We start from the raw sequence: 23,330 nt of genomic DNA, 5'->3' as shown, positions 1-23,330 counted from the left end.
CGCGATCCGATCAGTGGGCCAGGACGTCAGTCGCGAGCAACAGGTGCGGACCCTTTGCGCCAGGTAGCAGCACAACGCTGTAGCGCTCGCCGGCCTTGAGCTGGCCCAAGTCAAGCGGGGCACCGACGTTGGTTTGGGCGCAGACCAATTGAACCGACAGGCTGACCGGGTTGATCGCTCGGCGTTGCACGCTGCCGTCGGCCACCTCCTTGAACAGGCCGGCGTTCTTCCCCGCAGCGCGCAAACCAGCCTGGGCGCACGCTGGGTCGGCGCTGATAAACGCCAGCGAGGCTCTCAGGCTATTGAAGTCGTCGGGTTGCTCACGGATGACGACCTGGCGGATACCTTGAGCGTTGTCTGGCAAAGCGATCACGCTGGCGAATTCGCCTGCTGCCACCTGGATGTCCAGCGGCTGGCTTTTGCCGTTGCGTTCCAGGGTGCCCTTGATCGCCTGGTTGGCGGGGACGGGCAGGTAGTCGGACACGGCATTCGAACCCTCGAGTCTTAGGCTGGCCTGTGAGCCTTCGGCCAGCAGCTGCAACGGTTGGTCAGCAGCGTTGATAAAGCGCAGGAAGGCCGAGTCCTGATCCGGGCCTGTCGGGTACAGGGCAATGTCGGCGGCCTGGGCGTGCAGGCTCAGCATCAAGGGCGCGAACAGCGCCCAGCCACATGCGTATCGGCTCATTTGCCGGCTCCTGTGCTGCTGACGGTGTTGGCGGGCAGTTTGGCCAACGCACCGCCAATCGCAGTGCCCCATGCTTGATAACCGGCGACGGTGAAGTGCTGCCCATCGGTGGTGACCCACTGCCCGGGTTTGGAGAGCGTCAGCGAATCGATGTAGGTGCAAGGCGCGACGTTCGCGGCCAAAAACTGAGACATCAACTGGGTGCGGGCATCATTCTTCTGGTACATGCCACCGGCCTTGCCCCAGGCCGGGCCCACCCAGGCGCAACGGGTCCCGGTGGCCGCGATGGCCTTGGCCAGTCCGGTGACGCTTTGCCATGCCCAGGCCTTCGGAAACACTGGCTTGTCATAGGACGCCATGGTGTCGCCGATGACCAGTACCACCAGGTCGGGTTTGTCGGCGGCGATCAGGTCCTGGATCGGTGTGGTGGTTGCCTCGCGCCCTTTGATCACGATCTTGTCGTTGCCTTTGCGCTCGGCGCCGCAGTCGACCTTTTTGCTGATCAGCCAGTCACCGGCGCTGGCACCGCAGGCACCGATGGAATGAACCAGTGCGCCTTGGCGAGTCAGGTTGTCGTGCAGCGGCTCCAGCAAATGGTCCGCGAGGCTCATATGGCTCTCCCCAAGAACAAGGAGGGACAGGCCGGCAAGGGCAGAAGTGGGCATCGAAAGCTCCAGAATGATCAGTTGGAATAAGGCGAGGTATACGGGCTGACCGGCAGGCTCATGGGGCCGCTGATGTCTTCGAACTGGTAGCGCAAAGACAGGGCACCGCTGAGTTGTTGGTAGTCGTGGGCGTTATCCAGGCCCAGATTGGCGCCCAGCAGGAAGTTCGAAGCGACCTTGTATTCAGCCGCCGCGGCGACGCTGTAGCCGATCCCGGTTTTGTTTTGCCCTTCGTAGCGCAGGCCCGAGGCCGCTTGCAGGGCTTTGTCGTTGGGGAAATAGTCGGCGCTGTCCTGCTCGAAATGCTGCACGCCGACCGAGCCTTTGACTTGATACGTCAAGCGCCCAGTGCGTTGTGCCCAGGTCACCGGAATGCCCAGGGCGAAGAACGTCTGCGGGCTGAAATAGCCGCCGTGGCCATAGGTGAAATAGTCCTGGTTGTTGGCGTAGCTGATGCCGGTCATGCTCAGGCCGACGGTCAGCTTGCTGTCCGTTGCATTTTGCAGGTACCAGTAGACACCGCTGCCCAGCTCACTGCGGCTGTTGGACTCGACATGGTTGCCCAATAGCTGGTGCCAGGAGGCGTAGCCATAGGCGCCGACTTCGTTGTCGTCAAAGCTCAACTGGCCACGCCCGCCATTGGCGGTCACGCCGCCCCAGGACTGCCCGCTGCGTTTGTCCGTGGTGCCGGCAAACGAGGTGACGCTGTCAGTCACCGGACGCCGGGAAACGCTCACGCCGTAACGGACATTAGAGGAGTCGCTCACGGGGCGATCAATGCTGATGCCGCCAGTGGCGGTGGTGTATTTGAAGCCGAGCGGGGTGGTGCCCAGATCAGCTTTGAACCCATCCGCAGGCCGTTGAATAGCGACGGAAAGGCCGACACCCTCGGCTTTTTGCGAGCCGACGCCGTCGCTCTGCGCACCGCTACCAAAGCGCGACAGTGCATCGCCGCTGACACTGCCAGCGTTCAGCGAGACCGGCGTCACGCGCAGGGCGACGCGGCTTTCATCCAGCGGGATATTGATTTCCAACGGTGTTTCAACATCGGTCAGTTTGCTCAACCCCGACTCACTGTTGTTGCTGCGAATGCTCACGCCCTGGGTGACGTAGGCACTGCGCTCTTGGAGGATTTTATTCAGTGCCAGTTGCGCGGGGCTGATGTCCTCGCTCACCAGTGCTGCGCGCGGCAGCTGCGACTCGAATCGATTGCTTGCCTGCTGTGGCCGTGGCGGGGCGTCGATGCCAAAAGGGGTGTAAGACTTCACGCTGCCCGGCATCTCCTGGACCGGTGGCGGGATCGCTGCCAGCAAGGTGTCGCGACTGACCTCGCTACGTGGACCCGACACCCCGGCAAAAGGGTTGGGCGCCACCGTCGAGCCGGCCAGTTGGCCTCCCTGGTTCCTGCGTTTCTCGCTCTGTTCAATGGCCACCGCTTTGCGCAGCAGATCGGTCGCCGTGCCGGTCTGGCCCATGTTCTGGTAGCGGCGGGCGGCCTCTGTCAGCGTTTGAGGGTTGCCGGATTCTATCTTGAGCAGCTGTTGCAGTGCCTGTTCGGCAAAGGCCGTGTCCTGTGCCAACACCGCCGCGTCGGCGGCACCCAACAGCAGTTGTGGGTCGTTTGGCTGACGTTGTAATAGCGGTTTGTAGAGTTCGAGGGCTTTTGCCGTGTCGCCGTTGGCCGAGTACATCCGCGCCAATGCCGCGACAGCCGCGCTGTCACCGGGACGTTGTGCCAGTGCGGGCGCTAGCGTGTCATAAGCGCTGGCCAGATTGCCTCGTTCACGCAACTGGTCGGCCTGGCGGATGCGATAGAGATAGAGCAGGTCGTCGAAACGCTTGCGAGCCGGTGCGTTCAAGGGCCTGTTCTGAAGGTCGCGCAGAATCTCGTTGACCTGTGCGTCTTCTCCGGTTTTAAGCAGGACCGCCGCGTATTGCAGGATGAAGTCCGCCGAGGGCGCCGTGGTGTTTTGCAACTGGCCGCGCATGAGGGCCAGCGCACGGGTTGGCTCGCCGATGTCGACATACGCCGAGGCCAGGCTCGCCATGCGATCGGGACTGTTGTTGGCCGTCGGCTGAATACGATCGAGCAAGGTCAGGGCTTCCTGGCGCTGGCCGCGCTTGCCCAACTCGATCGCCTGGCGCAGTTGCAGGTTGAGGCTGACATCAGCGGCCAGCGCGTCCATGTCCGGGGTGCGCTGGTCGGGGCGCAAGCGTCCCAACGTTGTCTGGGCGGCTTTCCACTCACCCATCTGCACCGAGAGCAAGGCGCTGACGTAAAGCGCATCGGCATTGTCGGGGCGGGCCTGGAGCATGGCGTTGATCAGGTCCCGAGCCTTTTGCGGTTCGCCCATCGCCAGGTTCAGACGGGCCAGGGCGAAACGTGTCCAGATGTTGTCCGGCTCAACGCGCAGTGCGTCTTGCAAGGCGTTGCGCGCAGCGGGCAGGTCGTTGCGTTGTTCGGCGAGGGCGGCCAGTTGCGTCGCGCGCAAGGCTTGCAGGCGCGCAGACTGGCCGATCTTTGCCTGTCCGGTGGCGGGCAGGCTGTTGATCAGTTGCAGGGCTTCATCGTTCTTGCCGCTCTTGAGCAGCACATTGACCAGCCCTTCCTGTGCTTGAGGGTCGTCGCGGCGCTGGTTCAAAATCTGCCTATAGTTGCGCTGAGCGTCATCGAACTGGCCCGCGCCGGCCTGAATATCCGCCAGGGCGAGGCGAGCATCTACCCCGTTTGGATTCAACCGCAGCGCCTGGTTGACCAAGACCTGCGCCTGAGCTGTCTGGCCTTTGGCCTGGGCGTCGCGGGCCTGCTGCAACGCTGACCAGTAGCGCACTTCGTTCAGCGCAACTTGCCAGCGGCTGCCGTCGTTTTGTCGCGTGGCCTGACTCAAGAGCTTTTCCGCTTCGGCCAGTCGGTGTTGCTGCTGGCGAATAACCCCAAGGCCACCCAGTGCGTCAGCATCGTCGGGCCGGGTTTTCAAGCGTGCTTGAAAAGCCTGTTCGGCGGAGGCCTGATCGCCTTCTTTGAGCGCCTTCAGGCCGCGCGCGACTTCGGCAGGCGGTTGCCATTCCTTGCTGGCCGTCGTTGCCACCTGTTGCTTGCCCTTGTTCATCTGCGCCCGGATTTCCACGTCATCCGGATGCGTCTTGAGGTACGCCTCGAACAACGGCACTTGCGCCGGATTGGGCGGACCGATCCAGGTCAGCGCCAGGCGCCAGCTTTCGTCGGCATCACCGGCAATGTCGGCACGCTGGGTCAGCGCGGCCAGGGCGCGAATACCCTCGGCACGGCTGTCTTCACGGCGCACCAAATGCTTGGCGTAAAACAGCGCGACGATCGAGTCGTTGGGCATTTCACGTTGCAGGCGCTGAAATCCGCCGCGCGCTTCAGCCCAGTCAGCCTGATTGAAGGCAAGGTTGTTGTAATACTCGCGGCCAATCGTGCCTTGAGGTGGGCGGCCATCGAACAGCGAGCGAAACACGGCGCTCGCCTTGTCACGCTCACCGGCATCGGCGAGGCGCCGAGCCTCTTCCAGACGCTGCTGGTTCTGCGGTTGGGCCACGCTGATGTCCTGCGCCAATTGCAGTGCCTGCCGAGGCGGGGGCTGGATGGCCTGCAAGCGGGCGAGGTATTGCTGCGCCTGTTGTGGCTTGCCCTGTTGCACGCCAATCAAACCCAGGCCATACAGTGCGTCAACCTGGGCCGGGTCCAGCAGCAGGACTTTCAGCCAGACTTCCGCAGCGCGTTGAGGGTTTTTGTGCAACTGCCAGTACTGCCCTTGCTCGACGAGTAATGCCTGTGGTGTCGGACTTTGAGCGTGTGCAGCAGCCGTCCATGCGCTCATGACGGCGATGGCTAGCGTGCGGTGGTGCGCGTGCATGCGGTCTCCCAGGAGAGTTTCAGCGTTCCGTCTTCCCGGAATCGGTAATGTTTATCTGCCCATCCGAGGGCGAACAGGCTGAGCATGAAGTTGTAGTAACGCGGCGGACCGGCGTCGGTATCAGGCCTGGCCAGTGCCTCGTGCAAGGCGAGTTCCACGCGGCGTCGTTGCTGATCGGCCAACCCGGGTTGGCCCTTGGCCTCAAGGTAGGGAATCAGTGCAGCCCAGAATCCGAACGGGCTCTGACCCTGAACAGTGCCGTGGAGAACCTGGACTGTTTCCGGGGGAGAACCCGTTGCGACAGTGCTGCGGGCCATGCCGTCCAGCCGTTTGAGCAGGCGCGCTGCCAGCGGTCCAGAGGTATCACTCATGCCCAGCCAGAGGTACACGCGAATGGCATCGTAGCTGCCCGTGTCTCCGTGGATCGGGTCGCTTGTGAAGGCACCCGATTGCGCTGAAGTGCCTTGATAACCGACCCAATCAGCGACGAAACCGTGGCGGCTTGATTGGGCAATCATCGTCGCGGTGTTGTTGGCAATCGCTTGCCAGGGCCCGGAGGGTGCTTCCTTGGCCAGCCGTCGTAACAGTGGCAGTGGCAGGTAGCTGGGGTTCAGGCGCCAGAGAGCGTCCGGCTGGACGAAGCCCTGTGGTCCAGGCAACACCATCAGGCCCAGCCCGGGGAGTTTGACGACCAATTGCGCTTCAATCGTCGCCATCAGGTGCAGGGCGTCCTGGTGATAGTCCGGCCGATGCCACAGGCGTGCGGCTTCGAGCAAGGCGTAGGCGATCCACAGGTCGGCGTCGGCGGCCGAATTGGCGTCTTGCAGGCGCCACTGACCGTCCGTGCCTTGCCCCCATAACCAGCCCGGCAGGCGTGTGGCGGTGGCGGAGCCTGCGAGGTTGGCTGAGGTCCAGCGCCAGAGTTTGTCAAAGCGTGGCTGATCGTTGCCGATCAGTGCGAAGAGCATGCCGTAGGACTGCCCTTCAGAGGTGCTGTGATTGTTCTCCTGGCTCGATTCCAGAACCCGGCCGTCGGCCTGGACGAAGCGCGCTGCATAGGTTTGCCACAGTGGCCAGGCTGGCGACTCACAGGATTTCCCGGCCGCTATCGCAGGCGCCAGCAGGGCAAGCGCAAGCACGGCGCCCCACCTGCGCGTGTTACCGCGCAGGCACTGGCGAAGTGAAATACCCCCGCTGCTCATGGACGAGACAGGCATGCGCGGCTCATTGACCAAGACGACGTTTGGCCCGTAAACGCAGGGCCAGGTAGGCCATCGAAGCAAGCAGCAGGATCCCGAGGAGGGTGAACAGCATGAGCGCCACTACGTTTTGCGAGAGGTACCACTGCAGATAGCGCAATGGGCCCAGGCTCCCGACGTAGTAATCCTGCTCGGCGACCAGCGACTCGACATGCTTGCCCCTGACCACCACCAGACTGCCTTGCAACTCGCGGGCGTTTTCTTCGCTGCTGAGCAGGGCGTTGGTTACGTCAGCCAAGCCGTTGGGCCTTGCGCTGGCGATAAACACCACACTGCGGCCACTCTTGAGCGGCGATTCGAATCCAGTCAGATAAGCACTGCCGTCGTCAGCGGTAAACCTGAAGCTGCTGCGCGCTTCACGCAGATTGGCTTTCGTATCCGGGCTGATCCAGTTGCGCACACGCAAGGGCAGGTCAGACAGTTCAAAGTACTGCGCAGTCTCTTCACCTTTGGCCGGCAGAAGGCTTTGCCATTGCGCAAGCAGCGGCTGATTGTTGCCCGAGGCGAGCACCAGCAAATCCCGGTCGCTTTGCTCGGCCACCTGGTCGGCGTGGACCACCTTCACGCCGGTGGCCGGATAACCGGTGGAGTCGCCGAAGCGGCCCAGCAGGGTCAGATAGGCGCTCAGATCGGCCGGGCCTGGCTCGTTGGGCAGGATCACCGATGTTTCAGAGAGGTCGGCCATGCGAGTGAATGGGAAGCCACTGTCCTTGAACACCCCAAGGTTGGGCATAGCCATGAAATGTTCGTATTGGCTGAGGTCCAGGGTCGAGTCCGGGTCGATCACACCGCGCATGTTGTCGATGATGATGTCGCGGCATTCGCCCTGTTTGATGTAGTCATACATGAAGCGAAATTGCAGGCGTGATTGCAGCGCTACGGAATTGAGTGGCAACAGCATGCGCGACGTACGGGCCAGACTGTCATCGGTTTTGAGCATCGCCAGCAGGCTGTCGCTGTTGCCGAGTTTCTCGATCGAGGGCAGATCGATCGACTTGATGAAGGTGTCGTTGAAGTTGACCAGCAACGAGGAATTGGTGGAGACCGGTTGCGGCGTATAGCGGTATTTCAGGTCAAGTTGCGCACCGGGCTCACGCCAGTTGAACAGGTCGGGTGGCAAGCGCAGCGCAACCGTCATTTGTCCCGGGTTATAACCCGACACATTGAGCTCTGCGGGCTTGGCCAGTTCACCCAGGCGAACCGGGCGATCGGAGGGCAGCCAGTTAGGCGCGTCATACGGTCGGCGTGGCTTGAGCGAGTCGATCCGGTCGATCACTACGCTCTGCCCGGAAAAGGCCGAGCCACCGAGGGCCAGCGCTGTCGCGGCGACCTTGAGATCGGCGCCATCGCGCCCGGAGACGATCAACAGTTTGCCCTGAGCATCATTCGGGTTGCTCACGAGTGTCAATGTCGGTCCCGTGGCCTCTTTGATCGGTAAGCCACTCATGGTCGTTGATTCGCTGCCGCTGACAAACACCACGGCGTTGCCTTTGGCCGGCAGGCTGGTGAGGCTGGCGGGGAAGGTTGCGCCGCGGTAGCTGGCCAGGGCGCCGAACCAGGACGACAGGATACCGGCGGCCTCAAGCTCAGGGCCGCCGGGGCGCGTGGCGAACACGAAGGGCAGCTTCAGGGGCGAGGCGTCTCGACGATCGAACAAAGGCAGCGGCAGGGCGGACAGGTCGTTGGGCTGTTTAATCGAGGACACCTGGAGGCTCAGCTGGCTCTCGTTGCCGATCCGGGCCCACAAGCTGGAGTGCAAAGGGTCTTCACATTGCATCGTGTAGTGACCGATGAACTGCAGGCTGAGCCGGTTGAATTCGGTGATGGTCTGCGGCGGAATCTGCACGGTCCGGGTCTGCAATTTACCGGCTTCTTCCTTCGGCAGGGGCAGGCTGGCGGCCACTTGATCGTTGACCAGCACATTGATCTGCGAAAGGTCAGCCAGCAGCGCCGGTGAGTAGCTGTACTGCAGCGTGACCTGCGCCGCCGTGACGACTTCATCGGCGCGCACATCGAAGTTCACACTGTCGGTGGCCTCCACGCCTTTAAGGGTCATCGAATAGCTTTTGCCCAGCTCCTTGAGGGTGCGGGTATAGCTGTTGCCCGGGGCATCGGTCCCGGGCAACGCTGTAACCGGCATCATCGCCGGCTCTGTGGCGTTGATTTGGGCGGCAGCACTCAATGCCCAGCCGCTCCAGCCCACTAGCGAGCAGGTGATCAGCATGAGTGAGCGACGAGGAAGAAAGGTCCGGCGAGTGGAAGGCTTCAAGATCGTTGCGTGTCCGCGGTGGAGTCGATAGGTGATGGAGTGTCCGGGCGTTTGCGCAGCAGCGCCTGGCTGTCCTTTAAGGTTGCTACGAACAAGCGCAGGATGGCGCGCAAGCCAATGCTGCTGACCTCGCGCAACGCCGACATTGGCGCGTCGAGGCGGCCATTACCCCACGTGTTGGCCCAGGTATCGGCCCGTGAAAAGGTCAGTCGCACCAGCTCGCTTTGCTGGCGCAGAGTCAAAGCCTCGAATTGCACGCCCGCCACGTTGTCGTTGCTGAAGACCGTTTTTGCGGGAAAGAGGCTTGAGGGCGGTGTGCGCAGAATGCAGAGCCGCAGCTTCTCATTGACGCTGAGCAGAACCTGCGGTGGCAGTACCAGACCCACGCCGTTTTGTGAGAAGTCCCGGGTTACGCAATCGAACCAGGTGCCGTCTTCGCGATAGATGCGCACGGGCAGATCCGCGGGCACTCTGGGTTCGTTGCGTACCTGAGAGGATTCAGTGGCTACCGCCACGGCGGTGCTGACGATGACGATGTTGTACACGGTCCAGGCCAGGTTGATCAGCAGGGTAGTGGCCTCGGCCGAATCACTTCCGATCAGTTTCACCACGCCGATCGCCAGACCGATCATGTTCAAGGTCAGCAGGATGATGTAAGGCCGCGCGAGCTTCCAGTTGAAATAGTCCTTTTCGAGGGTGCCGCCCTTGTCGGTCACGTTGAATTTGCCCAGCGAAGGGCTGATCAGGGCCAACAGCACTGGTCGCATGATGTACCAGGCCAATACCGACTCATACACTTCGTTCCAGAAGGAATGGCGGAAGCGCCCCTGGATGCTGGAGTTTGTCAGGCTGGAATGGAAAATATGCGGCAGTACATAGACCGTGACCATCAATGCCGAGGCATGGAAAATCTGCGCGTCGAAAAGCAGGTAGGCCAAGGGGGCGGTCAAGAACACCAGGCGGGGCAGGCTGTAGAAAAAGTGCATCATGGCGTTGAGGTAGCAGATGCGCTGCCCCAGGTTCAGTCCTTTGCCAAACAACGGATTGTCGGTCCGAAAAATCTGCGCCATGCCCCGCGCCCAGCGTATGCGTTGGCTGATGTGTCGGGAAAGGCTTTCGGTGGCCAGTCCCGCCGCCTGTGGAACGGCAAGGTAAGCGGTATTGAAACCACGGCGATTGAGCTTGAGTGCCGTGTGCGCATCCTCGGTCACGGTTTCGGTGGCGATGCCGCCAACTTCCAGCAAATGAGTCCGCCGGATGACCGCGCAGGAGCCACAGAAGAAGGCCGCGTTCCACAGGTCGTTGCCGTCCTGCACCAGGCCGTAGAACAGCTCACCTTCATTGGGTACCGAGCGAAAGGTATCGAGGTTTTTTTCGAACGGATCGGGTGAATAGAAAAAGTGCGGCGTTTGCAGCAACGCCAGGTTCGGGTCCTTTAAAAACCAGCCCATGGTGATCTGCAGGAAGGAGCGGGTGGGCACGTGGTCGGCGTCGAATATGGCAATGAACTCGCCATCGGTGACTTTGAGTGCCTCATTGAGGTTGCCGGCCTTGGCATGTTGATTGTTGTCGCGGGTGATGTAGTTGACACCAATCTGCTCACAGAAAACCTTGAATTCCTCCCGGCGTCCGTCATCGAGCATGTGCACCCGCAGTTTGCCCTCGGGCCAGTCAATGGCTTGAGCTGCGAGCACCACCAGTTTGACGATACCCAATGATTCGTTATAGGTAGGAATGAAAACGTCTACCGTCGGCCATTCTGCGGGCGGCTGTTGCAGAAACTGCGGTTTGCGGTGCAACGGCCAGGCGGTCTGTACATAACCGAAGACCAGGACGAGCAAGGCATACAGTTCGGCCAGCACCAGCCCGTAGCCAAATACGGCATCCTGCCAGTTGTCGAAGTTCAGGGTGTCGGACAGGCGCCAGTACATGTAACGCAACGAAGCGATCAGCGAGAGGGTGATCAGGGTCAGGATCGCCAGACGCCCGGCTTGCTTGCGGATGACCAGGCTGGCGGCAAAACAGACGGCGGCAAACGCAGCCTGGGAATACAGATTCAGTGGCGCAGTGAGGATGCCCAGCACCAACAATGCCGCGATCAGCCCGGCTGAGATCTTCAGGCCTTGGCGCCAACGCACGGGCCATCGACTGACGCGATCCTGGAAAGTATCCAGTAGCCCCTGCAACCACCACGTCTTTGCGGGTAGCTGATTCAGCTGTGCGGTCATGGCGTGCCCTGCTGGTTGGTAGCATCCGCGAAAAGCAGGGCACGGACCGCGCCTGACAGCGACAGAATGTCCTGACAGCCAATGCTCTCAGGTGCGTACTGGAAGAGGTCCCGACCATAAGCCAGCGACTCGTTGAACTGGTGATCGAGACGAATCGTCCCGATCAGGTCAGCGCCGAGCCGCCGCACAAACAGCACGCCCATGTCCCTGCTGAACGAACGCGAGTCATCCCGTTGATTGAGCACATACCGGTGCCGCTGCGCGCGTCGTCGGGTGGTTTCCAGCCACTGGGTCATGGTGTCCAGTGCCAGGTAGGAAGCCGCGTCGGCGACCGTCATCACCAGCACCAGGTCGGCAGCGTCGAGTGCCTGTTGCGAATAGACGGTCGCACCCGAAGGCGTGTCCAGGATCACGGTATCGTTTTCGCTGAGATTCATTGACGCAAGGTGCTGATTCAACCAGTCAGAATCTTCAAGCATCAATTGCCTGAGCAAGCGGCGATCGTTCATCTCGCCAGTGCCGAAGGGCAGGCACTCACTGTCGCGAAAGCCCGGCAGGCGATGAGCGCCCCAGTCTGCGCCTTGCTCTTTGAGCTGGATCAGCCCGGGAACCTGCCGGGTGATACCCAAGTGGCTGGACAGCGCGTTCTGAGGGTCCAGATCAATCGCGATGGTGCGCCCGCCAGGGCGCCGAAGTGTTTTTGCCAGGCCCGCGGCGACGGTGCTTTTACCCACCCCACCGTTCGCCGAAACGATAGCAATGACCTTCGCCCTGGTCCGCTTGCGAGTCGTTTCTGGCAGACCGTCTCGACGAACCTGGTTGAGTTCACGCAACAGGTCGCTCAATCGCTGACGGTCACCCGTACCAGAACTCGCAGGTGGCTCGGTCAGGGGAGGGGATTTGGGCGCGCCAATCAATAAAGAAGGCTGTGGCTCGTCCAGTAAAAACACAGAGGGCGTTGGCGTTGATGTTGGGGGAGGCAAGGCTACCGACGGTTCTGGCTCAGCCAGTACAGGTGTAACCGGGTCGTCTTTGAAATCTTTATAGTTCGGTTGTATTTCCTGGTAACTCTGCGCATTGGCGCCAAAACGTGAAAAGAGTTTTGTAATGTCGTCAACATATTTCATGCGTTGTACCAGGAATGAAATAACTCAGAAACTCAGCATTCCATTAACTTAACAAAGTTTATGCGTCGTCTTGGCGTTGGCAGAGTGCCACTAATCTAGGGTGCCTGTGTCTGGGTGTCAATGATTGTTATAAAAAGTCAGCGAGGCCTGTTAATGTTAATTTGAGTGTTATTAAGATGTTATGTCATTCGTGGAAAGTGTGGAGTGTTAGAGTGCGTCTGATAATGACGGTTCGGTGGCTGTGTGATGTGTGATGGGTAATGGGCGTGTTTGTTCGGGGGGGCGCGATGGAGTGTTGACCGCCTTCAATGATTTGATGCTGGGTTAGGCATTAAATAAGTTAGTTGATGTATTTGAAAGGGGTAGTGGCGATTTCAAAAATCTTTATACACTTTGAAAACAAATCCATTCCTGCTTCAGGAGTAAAAGAAACCCCTTGGGTTTCAATATGTCGAATGCTAGATGGGAGTTTCGTTTTCGCTCCAAGCATTAAAAAAATGGATCTCTGGAAAGAGGTCCATTTTTGCGTCTAAAGAAAAGTCTTTCTTTGGCTGTTCCCTCCTTTCCATTGGGGCTGCCTTGATCAGTGTGGGCCTTGGGCTCTCAGCTTGGCCAAGCCCTGTTTGATGTGTTCGGCGTTCTCACCGATCGTGTGAAGCGCGCCGCGGACGTTGTCGCCAGCCGCGGCATGGCGTTGTTTCTCAACCAATAAGGTCAGCTCCATCAGCGCAGTCTCCAGGGCGAGTTGGTTCTGATGCAGGCGTTCAAGAGCATCGGGGAGAGAGTATTCGGGGGAGGGCATCGCTTCGACTCCATTCGAGGGAGTGGAAAGCTTAGCAGCGGGAATGGCTGACAACAAAAAGCCCGCGCATGGCGGGCTCTCTGTATGGGGTCAAATCCTTTTGTCCGTTCAATCTGCGCTCCGTAATGTGAGCACTTCGTGAAAAGCATGTCGCTGGAACGAAAAAAACCGGCACTTGGCCGGGCTCTCTGTCGATGGGGCCAAATCCTTTTGGCTGACCGCATTGTGCAGGGTGGGTGTGACGAAGGCATGACAGGGCGGATACGAAAACGCGGGTAAAAGCCCGCATAAGGCGGGCCTTCGGACAGCAGGACTGGCAGCACGAACTCGCATCAATCTCCTCGCGATGGCGTTTCCTCCAGCGCAACGACCTCCAGCATCACGCCCGTGCGCGCCACCACCCGGACCTGCTGGCCCAGGTGCAGGGGCGAGCGGCTCTGAACTTGCCATCTTTCGCCCTGCAGTTGCACCCAGCCGCTCATCGGCAGACCCGGCAGCAGTCCCGTCACCGTGGCCTGGCTGCCGACTAAGCCCGCATCGCCGCTGACCAAGGCACGGCGTCTGGCCTTGAGCGCCATGCCGACCAGCGTCATCAGCAACAGGGCGCTGATCAGTGCCATGCCGATGATCAGCGTCAACGGAATGCCGAAGCCCGGCACATCGGTGTCCATCAAAATCACTGCGCCAACTACAAAAGCAACCACCCCACCGAAGCCGATTACACCGAAACTCGGTAGAAACGCCTCGGCGATCATGAAGGCGATCCCTAGCAGGATCAGTCCAACCCCGGCGTAATTCACGGGCAACAATTGCAGGGCATACAGCCCCAGCAACAGGCAGATGCCACCGAGCACCCCACCAACACCCGACCCTGGGTTCATGAATTCGAAGATCAAGCCATAGACCCCGAACATGATCAGCAGCAACGCCACGCTGGGGTTAGTGATCACCGCCAGCAGTTGTGTGCGCCAATCAGGCGCATGGTCGATGAGTGCAGCCCCGGCGGTGTTCAGCTTCAACATTTGACCAGAGACATTCAGGCTCTTGCCGTCCAGTTGCTTGAGCAGGTCTGCCACGTCATTGGCTACATAATCGACCACCTTGAGTTTGAGCGCTTCGTGGGCCGACAGGCTGAGCGATTCACGTACCGCTTGTTCGGCCCAGTCGGCATTGCGTCCGCGTAGTTGCGCAAGGCCACGGATGTAAGCCGCCGCATCGTTGATCTGTTTTCGAGTCATGGTGTCCTGCAGCTCACGCGCAGAATTCTTGTCGGTGGTGGGTGGGCCCGGCGATTCGGGCGCAGTCCCGGGCAGGCCGCCGATCTGCACCGGTGTAGCAGCGCCCAGGTTGGTGCCGGGGGTCATCGCGGCAATGTGGCTGGCATACAAAATATAGGTGCCGGCGCTGGCCGCACGTGCGCCACTGGGGGCGACGAAACTTGCCACTGGCAAGGGGCTGGCCAGAATCGCCTTAATAATCAAGCGCATCGAGGTGTCCAGCCCGCCAGGGGTGTCGAGGCTGATGACCACCAACTGCGCGCCCTCGGTCACCGCACGCGCCAAGCCGCGCTCCACGTAGTCGGCACTGGCCGGACCAATAGCATCGTTGACGGTCAGTACCACGACACTGCCTGCAGCCGTCGTCGAACCCGTCGGTAACCCGATCAGTATTATTAGCAAGAGCAGGCGGCACCACCAGTGACTGTTCACGGGACCTCCAGTGCGGGTATGACAGCCAGCAACCCTCACTCAAAGCGTAGTTGAGTCAGTCATGGGTGATGCACGCGCGGAGGTTAGTCCATTGCCTCTGGAGATAGGGACGATTCTGAACATTTCGAACGACATGCCCTGTCGTCATTGGTTGGCAGGTCGATCAGAGCGATCATGCGGCTGGTGAACCGTCAGAATCCGGGGTCATGTCGGTGATCCCGGCCCATTGGCGCATCAGTTTGGCGTTGGCCAGGAGCGGGAACATCTCGATGGCGTGGGCCAGCAGGCTTTCCTTCAAATCGAGCGTGGAGCGGGTATTGAACAGCGGGTAGGGATCGGAGCCGCCGAACACCAATTCGCCACGACTGGTTTGCTGCACGTAACAGTGCAGGGCGGAGGAGCTCACCAGCGGATCGAGAAATGGCTTGAACGGCTGAGTGACCATCGCTTGCAGCGGGAAGGTCTGGATCGGCGAGCCGTTCCCAGCCTTGGCCATCAGCAAGGAACTGTGCCCGGCAATCGCCTGCACCGCGCAACCGCACTTGATGGTGCCGCGATTGGCTTGACCGCGGTGATGGTGCCATTCTGAATCTGGATCGCTCCTGGCTAGCTCTAATCGAACGCAACGGTGGCCGGGCACTGGATCTGGTATCCGTAGGGCGTATGCACTTGGCTGATCCGGGCGTACTTTGCGGCAAAAGGGCGTCGACAAGGCGTCGTGGACATTGCCTGCGCCTTACCCAAATTGCCCCCAGTCGCCCACACTGTGTTGGCACGCGGGCTTTAATAGTTTGAGCCTTCGGTAGGTGATGGCGCAGCTGTTAGAGGCTTGGTTGATTGATGGCTTCGCGGTGCGGGGGATTCTTTTCTGCCAGTGCCGCGTTGCTTGTGGGTCGTGGGTTTACAAATATGAAATCAGTACACTCGGAAGCTTAACTATTGGGGCTAATTATGAACCTCTTGGATGCAACGCTGGTGCTGCTGCTTGCGGCTCGAATCCATGGAACGGACGAAGCTGTCAGAGCTTCGGCCAAGAGCGTGGTGAAGAAGTTGCCGAGGAGCAAGCGCGATCTGATTTACAAGGTTATCGATTCGAGAAGTCCACTCCAGCTGGTGGGGGTTTTGGCAGAGAATTTGGATGACTGATGCCTTACCTACACCCAGGGGCGTCCTCTGCTTATCTAGTCTTGGTGGTGGCATCCGAAGTTATGTTTTGTTCGCACAATGATTCAGAGTGGCTTGGTCCGACCAAGACATTCCTGCGTGCCGATTGAGCGTCGGGGTCTGTAGACCGCCCCCTCAATTTTCGCCACATCTTCTCCTACTTGCCGAATATTCCTACATTTTTCCTTCTACGCATTTGTTAGCGTATCACCTTCATTTCGACGTCCGCTTAGTGAAAGCGGTGCTTCGACTTTGCCAGGAAAGAAGGATTGGAAGGTGATGGATCACTCACTCGGATTGAAGGTTGTCGATCAGGAAAGAACTGAGTCGCTGCGTCAACGGATGGATGACGCAGGATGTGTGTTCGAGTTTGTGGTTGTCGCTCCTGAGGGGGATTCTCTGATCGATGAAGCAATGCATCGACTGGCTCTGAATGCACTGTATGAACAGATAATGGCCAGTCAGCTCGACTGGCATCGTAAGCTAATCCAAAAGCTCCCCAGCGCGAATTACCCAGAGCCGAGTATGACTTGGGCTTCGGACAGGGCTATTGCCACTCCATTAAGTCGAGCAGAAATCCGTAAGCTGACATCGACCGAAGACTATCAACGTGGGCCACTGGCCCTATATGGCCACTTTCGCGAGATTCCCTATCTCACCCAATTTCAGGGTGGTGAGGCGGAGACTGAGTCGCTTTTTCGCGAGTGGCTCGAACTGCTCGGCCTTGAAGATCGTGATGATGTGGTTGCTCTGAATTGGGTCAGGGGGCTCAATAGTGGATTGTTTGATCACAACAATATTGCCTCCAGATGTGAGCCATGGAGTGACTACTTCGATGCAGGGTTAAAGTGTTGGGGCGTTTGGTGCCTGACTTTCTGGAACCCACGACGTCGTACATTCGGAGCATTAGCTGCCAGTGCAACGGACTGTCGCTAGGGGCGGTATATACCTGAAGACTGCCGCCCTTTGCAGTAACGCGATATGGAGTTTAGCCGATGTCCAGTCTTTTAAGTCGAGCTAGGCCTTGTTTGATATGGCCGGCGTTTTCAGCGATCCCTTCCAAAGCTCCGCGAACGTTTCCGCCCACGTCCAGCGATCCTTGCCCCTCAGCCAATAGTGTTAACTCCATAATGGCCGCCTCCAGAGCTAGCTGGTTTTCGTACATTCTTTCCAATACATCTGGTAGCGAATAGTTACTCGCCATGGTGTTGGCTCCTTTTTTCAGAAAAGTCCTCCTTGATTGAGTACTTGATGTCAAGTTGACATTCGGCGAAACAGACGTCAAGACGAGTCTCACGCTATCTGTGATGTGCGGAGTTCGAAGATGCTTTTAGTCGTGCTTTCAGATGGCCGATAGCTGTCTGTGGTGAGGGGGCTACAAGCTCGGCTGTCGGTGCCGGGCATAGAGTATTGAACCACCCACTCCCGACGTTCCTCTAGTTTGCAGTTCAAACGTATCCGGATACCCCTTGATCAACTCACTGAGCTTTTTATACCCATGGGTGCGAGGGTCGAACTCAGGTCTCAATTTGCTGATGTTGGTGCCCAGCGCACCCAAGTGAGCCCAGCCGTCCTCGTCGGCAATGTCATCCAAGATCTTTGCGATGAAACTGACTGGTGCTTTTGGTCGCTTTTTTACTTCGGGCGTACTGGCGACTTTGACGGCCTCGACTTCGGCGGGTGGCTCGGGTTCGGGTCGATCAGGTCCATTGCTTGCAGCAACAAGCACTTCACCGCGCAGCAATTCGGTATAGATGAACTTGTCGCAGGCCGACACGAACGGTCTCGGGGTTTTTTCTTCACCAAACCCGTAGACCGTCAAACCTTCTTCTCGTAATCGCGAAGCGAGGCGGGTGAAGTCACTGTCGCTCGAAACCAGGCAGAAACCGTCGAAGCGTCGGGTGTACAGCAGGTCCATTGCGTCGATGATCAAGGCACTGTCTGTTGCGTTCTTACCTTTGGTGTACGCGAACTGTTGGATAGGCTGAATCGAATGGTCGAGTAACACCTTTTTCCATCCACCCAACTGAGGGCCAGTCCAGTCGCCATAGATCCGCTTGACGTTGGCGACACCGTACTTGGCGATTTCTTCAAATAAACCTTCGACAATTGCTGCGGGGGCATTGTCGGCGTCGATTAACACCGCCAAGTGTTTTTGCGTGGGGGTGGGTGGGTGAATAGCCATGGGTCGTCCTTGAGTTGAGGGCTTCAACATACCGTTAAATCACGGATGAACATAGGAATCACCGCTTCGCGCTAGAGAGCGTGTTTTGCCAACGGCTACGGGTTGCGGTGATGTACAAAGTGGAACCGATTAGCCAATGACGATAGCAGCCGATGGTCAGAGGCTGCGTTGGGGCCAGAGTGTGTAAAAACGCTTTGCCAAAATTGGAGTGCGCGCGTCTACGTTAAATCTAAAAATTTATCGACACGTCAGCAGATGTGGATTTCGCGTAGAAGCGCGATTTCCAGTCCAGTTTTGAGTACCTGTCGCGCTCAAAAACGTTTTTACACACCCTCGGCCGAAAGCCGCCGCTCACAATCTTTAGTGCATCGATGCGGGCGGCTAGCGTCTACTCTGGACTGTCAGACAGTACTTCCTGTCTAACCCTGTGGAGCATTGCAATGTTCAAAAACTGGAGTGGTCAGGTCGCATTGGTCAGTGGAGCTGGCAGCGAACATGGGATTGGTCTAGCTATCGCGCGACGGCTTGGGGACTCGGGCGCGAAGCTGATCATCACCGGCAGCAGTGCCCGTATCCATGATCGCGTCGCGGAACTGATCGCGGCAGGTTATGAGGTGCAAGGACGCGCTGCAGATCTCACTCAGCCGGCTCAGGTCGTCGAACTGGTGACTTGGGCGGAATCGCTATGGGGGCGAATCGATGTACTCGTGAACAACGCCGGTATGGCGATTCAGGGTGAAGCCGAAACGTTTTCTGAAGTGGCCAATATGAGCGTCGATGTGTGGAACACTTCGATTGCCCGTAATCTGACCACTGTATTTTTGCTGACCCGCGCTGTGTTGCCGGGGATGCAGAATCGTCGTTACGGACGTATCGTCCATATCAGTTCTACGACCGGCACCCGCGTCAGCAACCCTGGCGAGGCCGCGTATGCGGCGGCGAAAGCGGGGATTGTGGGCATGAACATGAGCTTGGCGCTGGAAGTCGCGCCATACGGTATCACCGTGAACTCTGTTGCCCCTGGGTGGATCGCGACGCAGTCCAGCACCGCAGAGGAAATGACCGCCGCGCAGTATGTTCCCGTGGGGCGTGCCGGTAGACCAGACGAGGTCGCTGCGGCGGTAGCTTTTCTTGCTTCTCCAGAGTCCAGCTACATTACGGGCGAGCTTCTCGTGGTCGACGGGGGCAACTGCCTCTCTGAGAACAAAAGCCCCCGTTGAGGGCAGGGGAGCTTAAGTCTTTGCAGTTTGAGGAAACGATATTTGAATACCGCGCCGCCAAGTAAAGAGACGTGAAAGGCTAGTGTCCCCCCTGGGCATTCAATGGCGCGACGACACCTCGAAGAATGGGTTTCCACGTTTTTCTTCGAGAACAAGGAAGGCGCTGACGCGCCTATACGCTTTGAAAATGAAAATTTTCCGCCTTTATCGCCACGAGCAGCCATTACGGTTTCAAAGCGAGCTGCGTTTGAAGGCTTCGAGCTTATCCAAACGCCGATATAGGGGGAACGCCATCATATTGGCTTCGACTGACCACTCCTGGCCGATTTCTGCCTGTCACAGTCGGCAGAGAACGACCCAGAGCAGGTGGTCAACGAGGTGCGAAATCACATGTCATAGAGTCAATGTTGGTTCGTGCACTTTTAATTATGCTTTGATTTTTTTTCATCTCTACGCGGTTTGCGCAGAGTATCCGGCGAGGTTAGAGCGATATGCCTCCGGTTGTCTGTCCACCAGGTCTTGAAACGCACGGTGTCGCACAATCAGTCCGACGTGGTGGCAACAAGTGTTCCGCTTACCAGCAGGCCAGATGTCTCTCGATCAACCTCGCCACTTCGGCTGCGTGAGTAAAGCCCAGATTGTGATCGGAGCAAGGGAAAACGTGTAGTTCAGCACGAGGTAACAGTTGAGCAAGGCGCTGGCCGACGCGAACGGGGCTGATCGGATCAGAATCTCCCCAGAGGAGCAGGACTGGCATGCGCAACTCGTTCAACCGGAGCGTGAGATCGGTGCGGTCGTCGAGAAACCAACTCGGCAGTGTCGGGTTGGTGGCAGCAAAGTCCGGGCGCCAGTCATGCGCGCCCAGAGCAGACATATCCACCCCGCCAGAGGTGACGGTCAGCGTCAGGTGCGTGATCAGTTCAGGGCGTTCAAGCGCTGCAAGCACAGCGACTATGCCGCCCATGGACTGTGCCACCAGCGCTGTGGGCCGGTCGATCTCGGCCAGCACGCGAGCCACCAGATCATGCATGCCAGTCACGCTAGGCAACGGCGGAGTGTCTCCAAAGCCGGGCCAGCCGATATGGACCTGCTGCGCCGGGTGGGCCAAGCGCTCAGCAACCGGATGCCAAAACCGGGTGTTACCTGAGGCTCCGGGCAGGAAGAGGAGTTTGGCGGGGGATGCGATCACAGGTTCGGTCCTTGAAGGTGGGATTGAAAGAGTTAGCAGGAGGAAAAAATGGATGCCACGAGGTTCGATGATCACTTCGGAACGAGAGCCGCCGGTAGTGAAGGGCAACCCGCGACCCAAAGCAGACATCATGTGTCTAGCAAATCTGGAGCAATTCACTGATGTGAAAATCAAATCCGGCCATGGGCTTCCGGGCGTTCAAACTGGCTATTCGCCGGCTCCTTACGCAGCGGCAAACGAGCGGCGGCGATCATGAGCTTGATCCAGTCTGCGCGGCTGAATGGTCATGATCCGTACACGTATCTGAAGGATGTTCTCACGCGTCTGCCGACGCAGCGGGCGAATGAGATTACCGACCTACTGCCGCACAGGTGTATGCCCATCTAACGGTACAACCTCTGACGGGGCACCGTATCAAAATTTGCCTAGTCGCCTAAATTAACGGCATTAGCGTTAATCCGGACATAATAATTATCGAATTCACCGCTTTCGACGAACACAAAGCCATGGCGAGTGTAAAAACGATTTGAAGCGCTTTCCTTGAGAGCACCAACCTTGATGGGACGCCCGATCTCATCAGCCTCTCTGAAAATCTGAGTGAGAACTTCAGAACCGATTCCTGCTCCTTGAGCACTGGGTATCACATACAAGTGGTCAAGCAGAAGCTCGCTCTGATGGTCTTTGATAACGACAAAACCGACCAGATCACCTGATACTTCTATGCGGCGTGTGCTGTTAGCGTCGAACCCACCAAGAAATCGTTCGCGCACACGATCTGGGTTAAATCGTCCAAGCCGCTCAAGGCTCTCGCGCATGGCCTCAATCCTGATGGCTACCAGATCTTCCAGGTCGTTATTGGAAGCTGCGCATAAAACGACAGCGGAGTTTTGATCAGCGGAGGCTGGCATAACAAGCACCCTAAACATGGCCGGTCAGTCATTATAGAAAACAGAATCCGCATAACCACTACTGCCTCGGTTCAATGGAGGCGATGGCTCCATATCAGCTTCAGGGGATGTGTTCGCCGGAGGCTTACTGCGTATTTAAGGGGCGTGTTCACGCGACTGCCGATGCGGCGGCCGACGAGATTATCGAGTAGCTGCCGCGTAGCGGGCGCCCGTTTAACCACGCAAGGTCTTTTGGGCGGACGCTTACCGTCCAGGGCCTGGCTACAAGGTTTTAGAAAATGCGTAAGCGATGGGCTTGAAACTGGAGGCAGGCTGCAGCTTTCGTTTCCCAGATGCTGACAGTTCAGTTGGAAGAGTTGTTCAGCTGCTGAAGCTCAAGTTGCTTGGCAGCACTGGCTTCGAGGCTTGCACGCTCTTCATCCAGATACCGATAAATGCTTTGGAGGTTGGCGATTTTCTGTTTGATCTCTGCCATCTTCTTTTCAATTAGCTTAGCGCCGTCAGCACAATCGATCAGCTTGTTCCGCTGCGCATCCAGAATCTCGCCTATTTCCCCTAGGGAAAAACCCATGCTTTGCGCACGCTGGATAAAGTCCAGATCCTGCAGAGTTTGCGTTGTGTAAACGCGATATTTGTTAGTTTGCCGCAGCGGTGAGATCAGGCCGATTTGCTCGTAGTAACGCAGCGTATGGCGGCTGGCGCCGCTGCGGGCCTCGAGTTCGCCGATTTTCATGAAAACACCGCTTGACTATAGAGTTGGGTCGATAGTTTACGCTTGATTTCTCACCTTAAACAAGGAGCAGGGAAATGAGCGTGGAGTGCTTTGTCACGGGGGGTACCGGCTTCGTCGGTCAACATTTGGTGGCGTACCTGAGTGCAAAAGGTCACACCATTCGGGTGTTGATGCGTCGCCCAGAGCGACTAGCTGCACTGCGGGAGCAAGTCGATAATTTGGGAGGGTGCGCAACCCGGGTATTTGCCGTAGCTGGCGATCTGGAACGGGACAACCTCGGGCTGAGTCTTGCTGACCGAGAAGTGCTAAGGCACGCCAGAGTCATATTCCACCTGGGCGCCCACTTCGCATGGGGGCTTTCAGTGGAGCATTCTCGTGCGGTGAATGTGGAAGGGGCAAAGCGCGTGGCGCTGTTGGCGGCTGAGCAAAAAAGCCGTTTAGTGATGATCGGCGGCTACATGCTGAAAAATCATGAACATCTGCAACGCATCGGAATTGATCCTCGTCATCCAGAGTTGACGAATTGGCCTGCCGTCTACCGACAGGTCGGTGGTTACGAGGGAAGCAAGCTGGAGGCGCATTTTGCGACCCTGGAGGTCATGTCCGCCAAGGGCGGGGAGATTACCGTTGTCCACCCTGCGACTGTCTGTGGCCACAGCCGCACGGGGCATATCCTTGACGGTCAGCCGCTGGTGGAGCTGATACGCAACCTTGTGCAGGGAAAGCTGACTGCAGTGCCCGGTACCGCCGACCACTGGCTGCCACTGGTCACCGTGGATTACCTGGTTGAGCTGGTGGCAGTTTGCGCTTTTGATCCTGCCATGGTGGGCCAGGAACTGTTGGCGCTTGATGACCAAACTCCAAACTTGCGAGAACTCCTGATACAGGTGGCACAACCTTTGGGCTTAAAGTCTCCCAAGCATCACATTTCACTCCGATTGCTGAAGTTGCTACTGAGTATTCCTCCCGTTGCGTGGTTTTTGAATACAAAACCCGAAGCCTTGGACTTTATCCAGACCACTCGTTTTGATACAGCGGCGGTCGAGCAATTTGCCAACAGGCATGGAATAGCCAAACCGGATATACGTCAGTCTTTGCAGCACACTGCAGCGTTCGTCAACTCATATTGCATAGCCAAGGGCTAGGCCCTCTGACTTCTCCCTTGGCGGCGACAAGAAGGCAAATAGCATCCTACTGGGCGATCCAGCTTATGCCACAATAAATACTGGGGTTGGTGGGATCTTCGTATCCTCAAACTTTGCGCCGTCGATATAGGGCGGCATTCTATCGAACGACAATTCAGCGACAG

Annotated in this window: 18 protein-coding genes and 2 pseudogenes; 5 read left to right on the top strand and 15 right to left on the bottom strand. The window is 58.3% G+C overall.

Annotated elements, in window-relative coordinates; all coding sequences use genetic code 11:
* Positions 1-10 precede the first annotated feature (10 nt).
* The 10 genes and pseudogenes from ACZ9IM_RS25745 to ACZ9IM_RS25700 all read right to left on the bottom strand — a co-directional run.
* The gene (locus ACZ9IM_RS25745; protein ID WP_476225319.1) at positions 11-685 is read right to left on the bottom strand and encodes an alginate O-acetyltransferase AlgF; all 675 of its coding nucleotides are present in this window, start codon (positions 683-685) and stop codon (positions 11-13) included.
* Positions 682-1,350 (bottom strand): SGNH/GDSL hydrolase family protein, encoded by a 669-nt coding sequence (locus ACZ9IM_RS25740; protein ID WP_218395123.1) that lies wholly within the window; start codon positions 1,348-1,350, stop codon positions 682-684. Before ACZ9IM_RS25740 ends, ACZ9IM_RS25745 begins: the two co-directional genes overlap by 4 nt.
* A gap of 17 nt (positions 1,351-1,367) precedes the next feature.
* Positions 1,368-5,228 (bottom strand): cellulose biosynthesis protein BcsC, encoded by a 3,861-nt coding sequence (locus ACZ9IM_RS25735; RefSeq protein WP_476225316.1) that lies wholly within the window; start codon positions 5,226-5,228, stop codon positions 1,368-1,370.
* Positions 5,204-6,445, bottom strand: coding sequence for a cellulose synthase complex periplasmic endoglucanase BcsZ (gene bcsZ / locus ACZ9IM_RS25730; RefSeq protein WP_476225315.1), 1,242 nt, complete (start codon positions 6,443-6,445; stop codon positions 5,204-5,206). The genes ACZ9IM_RS25735 and bcsZ overlap by 25 nt, the downstream gene beginning before the upstream one ends.
* Before the next feature lie 7 nt (positions 6,446-6,452).
* Positions 6,453-8,756 (bottom strand): cellulose biosynthesis cyclic di-GMP-binding regulatory protein BcsB, encoded by a 2,304-nt coding sequence (gene bcsB / locus ACZ9IM_RS25725; RefSeq protein ID WP_476225314.1) that lies wholly within the window; start codon positions 8,754-8,756, stop codon positions 6,453-6,455.
* On the bottom strand, positions 8,753-10,984 hold the full coding sequence (bcsA, locus tag ACZ9IM_RS25720) for a UDP-forming cellulose synthase catalytic subunit (RefSeq protein ID WP_476225313.1): 2,232 nt from the start codon (positions 10,982-10,984) through the stop codon (positions 8,753-8,755). The genes bcsB and bcsA overlap by 4 nt, the downstream gene beginning before the upstream one ends.
* A complete protein-coding gene (gene bcsQ / locus ACZ9IM_RS25715) occupies positions 10,981-12,111 on the bottom strand; it encodes a cellulose biosynthesis protein BcsQ (RefSeq protein WP_476225312.1) in 1,131 nt (376 codons plus the stop codon). Before bcsQ ends, bcsA begins: the two co-directional genes overlap by 4 nt.
* Before the next feature lie 583 nt (positions 12,112-12,694).
* A complete protein-coding gene (locus ACZ9IM_RS25710; RefSeq protein ID WP_476225311.1) occupies positions 12,695-12,913 on the bottom strand; it encodes a hypothetical protein in 219 nt (72 codons plus the stop codon).
* A 332-nt stretch (positions 12,914-13,245) separates the two neighbouring features.
* The gene (locus ACZ9IM_RS25705; RefSeq protein ID WP_476225310.1) at positions 13,246-14,622 is read right to left on the bottom strand and encodes an NfeD family protein; all 1,377 of its coding nucleotides are present in this window, start codon (positions 14,620-14,622) and stop codon (positions 13,246-13,248) included.
* A 196-nt stretch (positions 14,623-14,818) separates the two neighbouring features.
* Positions 14,819-15,213, bottom strand: a pseudogene (locus ACZ9IM_RS25700) (FAD-dependent oxidoreductase); the annotation flags it as partial.
* A gap of 360 nt (positions 15,214-15,573) precedes the next feature.
* Here ACZ9IM_RS25700 and ACZ9IM_RS25695 point away from each other — a divergent pair.
* Together ACZ9IM_RS25695 and ACZ9IM_RS25690 are read left to right on the top strand one after the other, a co-directional pair.
* Entirely contained in the window at positions 15,574-15,768 is a 195-nt protein-coding gene (locus tag ACZ9IM_RS25695; RefSeq protein WP_476225309.1) for a DUF7740 domain-containing protein, read from the top strand.
* 297 nt (positions 15,769-16,065) lie between these two features.
* Complete coding sequence (locus ACZ9IM_RS25690) at positions 16,066-16,722, top strand: hypothetical protein (protein WP_476225308.1); 657 nt, start codon at positions 16,066-16,068, stop codon at positions 16,720-16,722.
* A 52-nt stretch (positions 16,723-16,774) separates the two neighbouring features.
* Here the strand turns inward: ACZ9IM_RS25690 and ACZ9IM_RS25685 are convergent, their stop codons facing one another.
* Both ACZ9IM_RS25685 and ACZ9IM_RS25680 read right to left on the bottom strand, forming a co-directional pair.
* Positions 16,775-16,990 carry a hypothetical protein gene (locus ACZ9IM_RS25685; RefSeq protein WP_476213166.1) on the bottom strand — a complete coding sequence of 72 codons (216 nt, stop codon included), beginning with the start codon at positions 16,988-16,990 and terminating at the stop codon, positions 16,775-16,777.
* A gap of 171 nt (positions 16,991-17,161) precedes the next feature.
* The gene (locus tag ACZ9IM_RS25680; protein WP_476225307.1) at positions 17,162-17,971 is read right to left on the bottom strand and encodes an NYN domain-containing protein; all 810 of its coding nucleotides are present in this window, start codon (positions 17,969-17,971) and stop codon (positions 17,162-17,164) included.
* A 440-nt stretch (positions 17,972-18,411) separates the two neighbouring features.
* On the opposite strand from ACZ9IM_RS25680, the gene ACZ9IM_RS25675 reads away from it, so the two are divergent.
* Positions 18,412-19,191: an SDR family NAD(P)-dependent oxidoreductase gene (locus ACZ9IM_RS25675; protein WP_427624732.1), complete on the top strand. Its 780-nt coding sequence runs from the start codon at positions 18,412-18,414 to the stop codon at positions 19,189-19,191.
* A gap of 574 nt (positions 19,192-19,765) precedes the next feature.
* Here ACZ9IM_RS25675 and ACZ9IM_RS25670 read toward each other — a convergent pair.
* On the bottom strand, positions 19,766-20,380 hold the full coding sequence (locus ACZ9IM_RS25670; protein ID WP_476225306.1) for an alpha/beta fold hydrolase: 615 nt from the start codon (positions 20,378-20,380) through the stop codon (positions 19,766-19,768).
* A gap of 165 nt (positions 20,381-20,545) precedes the next feature.
* Between ACZ9IM_RS25670 and ACZ9IM_RS25665 the strand changes: the two are divergent.
* Positions 20,546-20,767, top strand: a pseudogene (locus ACZ9IM_RS25665) (transposase domain-containing protein); the annotation flags it as partial.
* Between the two features lie 38 nt (positions 20,768-20,805).
* Here the strand turns inward: ACZ9IM_RS25665 and ACZ9IM_RS25660 are convergent.
* Both ACZ9IM_RS25660 and ACZ9IM_RS25655 read right to left on the bottom strand, forming a co-directional pair.
* Positions 20,806-21,288 (bottom strand): GNAT family N-acetyltransferase, encoded by a 483-nt coding sequence (locus ACZ9IM_RS25660; RefSeq protein WP_476225305.1) that lies wholly within the window; start codon positions 21,286-21,288, stop codon positions 20,806-20,808.
* Between the two features lie 343 nt (positions 21,289-21,631).
* Positions 21,632-22,021, bottom strand: a complete 390-nt coding sequence (locus tag ACZ9IM_RS25655; protein ID WP_476225304.1) for a MerR family transcriptional regulator — start codon at positions 22,019-22,021, stop codon at positions 21,632-21,634.
* A gap of 74 nt (positions 22,022-22,095) precedes the next feature.
* On the opposite strand from ACZ9IM_RS25655, the gene ACZ9IM_RS25650 reads away from it, so the two are divergent.
* Positions 22,096-23,166 (top strand): SDR family oxidoreductase, encoded by a 1,071-nt coding sequence (locus tag ACZ9IM_RS25650; RefSeq protein WP_427624729.1) that lies wholly within the window; start codon positions 22,096-22,098, stop codon positions 23,164-23,166.
* Positions 23,167-23,330: the final 164 nt, after the last annotated feature.

The sequence above is a fragment of the Pseudomonas sp. TE12508 genome, from assembly GCF_056279485.1.
This window is presented reverse-complemented; position numbering and strand designations above follow the sequence as displayed.

Coding starts and splice junctions, on each gene's coding strand:
- ACZ9IM_RS25745 (WP_476225319.1), bottom strand. CDS start 685: ATGAGCCGATACGCATGTGGCTGGGCGCTGTTCGCGCCCTTGATGCTG.
- ACZ9IM_RS25740 (WP_218395123.1), bottom strand. CDS start 1,350: ATGCCCACTTCTGCCCTTGCCGGCCTGTCCCTCCTTGTTCTTGGGGAG.
- ACZ9IM_RS25735 (WP_476225316.1), bottom strand. CDS start 5,228: ATGCACGCGCACCACCGCACGCTAGCCATCGCCGTCATGAGCGCATGG.
- bcsZ (WP_476225315.1), bottom strand. CDS start 6,445: ATGCCTGTCTCGTCCATGAGCAGCGGGGGTATTTCACTTCGCCAGTGC.
- bcsA (WP_476225313.1), bottom strand. CDS start 10,984: ATGACCGCACAGCTGAATCAGCTACCCGCAAAGACGTGGTGGTTGCAG.
- bcsQ (WP_476225312.1), bottom strand. CDS start 12,111: ATGAAATATGTTGACGACATTACAAAACTCTTTTCACGTTTTGGCGCC.
- ACZ9IM_RS25710 (WP_476225311.1), bottom strand. CDS start 12,913: ATGCCCTCCCCCGAATACTCTCTCCCCGATGCTCTTGAACGCCTGCAT.
- ACZ9IM_RS25695 (WP_476225309.1), top strand. CDS start 15,574: ATGAACCTCTTGGATGCAACGCTGGTGCTGCTGCTTGCGGCTCGAATC.
- ACZ9IM_RS25690 (WP_476225308.1), top strand. CDS start 16,066: ATGGATCACTCACTCGGATTGAAGGTTGTCGATCAGGAAAGAACTGAG.
- ACZ9IM_RS25685 (WP_476213166.1), bottom strand. CDS start 16,990: ATGGCGAGTAACTATTCGCTACCAGATGTATTGGAAAGAATGTACGAA.
- ACZ9IM_RS25680 (WP_476225307.1), bottom strand. CDS start 17,971: ATGGCTATTCACCCACCCACCCCCACGCAAAAACACTTGGCGGTGTTA.
- ACZ9IM_RS25675 (WP_427624732.1), top strand. CDS start 18,412: ATGTTCAAAAACTGGAGTGGTCAGGTCGCATTGGTCAGTGGAGCTGGC.
- ACZ9IM_RS25660 (WP_476225305.1), bottom strand. CDS start 21,288: ATGCCAGCCTCCGCTGATCAAAACTCCGCTGTCGTTTTATGCGCAGCT.
- ACZ9IM_RS25655 (WP_476225304.1), bottom strand. CDS start 22,021: ATGAAAATCGGCGAACTCGAGGCCCGCAGCGGCGCCAGCCGCCATACG.
- ACZ9IM_RS25650 (WP_427624729.1), top strand. CDS start 22,096: ATGAGCGTGGAGTGCTTTGTCACGGGGGGTACCGGCTTCGTCGGTCAA.